The organism is Candidatus Erwinia dacicola (genome assembly GCF_001756855.1).
GTDB classification, from domain to species: Bacteria; Pseudomonadota; Gammaproteobacteria; order Enterobacterales; family Enterobacteriaceae; genus Erwinia; species Erwinia dacicola.
In genome coordinates this window covers 1-2,164 of record NZ_MAYS01000587.1, presented here as the reverse complement: position 1 = coordinate 2,164, position 2,164 = coordinate 1, and the positions used below count along the sequence as shown (strand labels likewise).

The window sequence follows — 2,164 nt, the reverse complement described above, 5'->3', positions numbered from 1 at the left end:
TATCTAGGATAGCCCCTAAATCTATCCGGCGTCACTATGGGCAAGGATGCCCGCGCCACGATGAGTTCCGCACTTGATAAGCTGTATTAATCGCGACTTGATCTAACACTGGACCTTGAAAGGTTGAGAGTTACCGGTTTTGATATGGGTATCGAATCCTTACAACAAAACGCGAGGTAACTCTCATGTTTCATAGTGGCAATCCCATTATTAAACACAAAGCAGGTCTGCTTAATCTGGCCGAAGAACTTGGTAACGTATCAAAAGCCTGTAAAATCATGGGCGTGTCGCGAGATACGTTTTATCGTTATCAGGAGCTGGCTGGAGAAGGCGGTATTGATGCTCTTATTAATCAAAGCTGCAGGGTCCCCAATCTAAAGAATCGTACTGATGAAGCCACTGAACGCGCGGTTGTTGATTACGCCATTGAGTTTCCGGCGCATGGTCAGCACCGGACCAGTAATGAGCTGCGTAAAAAAAAAGCATTTTTATCTCCGGCAGCGGCGTGCGTTCCATCTGGCAACGGCACGACTTGGAGAACTTCCGTAAACGCCTGAAGGCACTTGAGGAAAAAATCGCCAGAGAAGGCATCGTGCTTACCGATGCTCAAATAGTGGCACTGGAAAAGAAAGCGCACGACGACGAAGCCTGTGGTGAAATAGAGACGGCTCACCCGGGTTATCTGGGGTCTCAGGATACCTATCTACGTTGGCAATCTGAAAGGCGTGGGCCGCATCTACCAGCAGACATTTGTGGATACTTACTCGAAAATGGCTCACTGCAAGTTATATACGAGTAAAACGCCGATCACCGCCGCCGACCTGCTCAATGATCGCGTGTTGCCGTTCTACGAGTCTCAGAGGCTACCGATGCTGAGAATACTGACTGACCGAGGGACGGAGTACTGCGGTAAAGTGGAACAACATGACTACCAGTTTTATCTGGCTATCAACGATATAGACCATACGAAAACGAAAGCAATGTCTCCGCAGACGAATGGTATCTGCGAGCGATTCCATAAAACTATTTTACAGGAATTTTATCAGGTTACGTTCCGCAAGAAGTCATATGTAGACCTCGAAAGCCTGCAAACGAATCTTGACAACTGGCTGTGGCATTACAATAATGAGCGAACCCATCAGGGAAAAATGTGCTGCGGGCGTACGCCAATGGCAACATTGCTTGATGGTAAGCGAGTCTGGGCAGAAAAGAATCTGAACCAAATTTAATCTGACAGACACCTGTATAAATAACCGGTAACTGTCAGATTAGGTCTGAGCTAGTACAGATAAGCCTAAAAAACGGCACGGCTTCAGAGAGCCATTTTTTATGTTAGCTTTTGACTAGGTCGATACGCCGTTCATGTCATCAATAATAAGTCTTCGCGAAACCAGATAGGAAACTACGTTATTAACGATTAACCCGTCAGGTAAACTGCGTTACCGTTACCTTTCAAACACGGTCTGCCGGGTCGTTATTGCCCACGCTATTCGGGCCATCTTGTTGGCTAGGGCACAGGCCACTACATTGGAGTGCTTTCGTTCAAGCTGAGTTTTTACCCATTCAGCCAGACTTCCTGACTGATGCTCGATTCTCTGGATAAACACCCTGGCACACTGAACCAGCAAGCGTCGCAGGTTTTTATCTCCGCGTTTACTTATGCCTAAAAGTGTATTTCTGCCGCCCGTGCTGTACTGGCATGGGACCAGTCCGGTTGAAGCAGCGAAATCCCGGCTGCTGGCATATTGCTTACCATCGCCCAACTGAGAAGATAAAACGCTGGCGGTTATTGGCCCTATACCCGGTATAGTCTGAAGGTGCTGTCCTGTTTCATCATGGCCCAGTTCCTGCTCCAGCTCTGTTTCTAGTTCAGTGATCTGCTCTGTCAGGTAAAGATAATGCGCATGTAAACGCATCAGTAACCGCGCAAGATAGGCCGGAAGTTCATTATCAGCCAACACCGTTGTGTAGTGGTCAACTAATACTGGCCACAGCATTAGACTGTAAGTAGTACAGCCGCTCAGATTCGTTGGGCGTCAGACTGCCGTTATACCAGTGGGGCCTGATAGCGCTGTAATATCCCGTTATATAGCGGATTATCGCGCCCTGGGCTTCGCTGAAGCTGTTATAGCCCTTCGTCGGCACCCATTCGGTCTTCAGGCTC

General features: G+C 48.2%; 3 pseudogenes. 1 reads left to right on the top strand and 2 read right to left on the bottom strand.

Annotated features, from left to right (window positions below):
* Positions 1–185: 185 nt before the first annotated feature.
* Positions 186–1,229, top strand: a pseudogene (locus BBW68_RS17245) (IS481 family transposase).
* 216 nt (positions 1,230–1,445) lie between these two features.
* Here BBW68_RS17245 and BBW68_RS14525 read toward each other — a convergent pair.
* Positions 1,446–1,982 (bottom strand): annotated as a pseudogene (locus BBW68_RS14525) (IS110 family RNA-guided transposase); the annotation flags it as partial.
* Positions 1,975–2,164: pseudogene (locus BBW68_RS14520) on the bottom strand (IS3 family transposase); the annotation flags it as partial. The pseudogenes BBW68_RS14520 and BBW68_RS14525, both read right to left, overlap by 8 nt.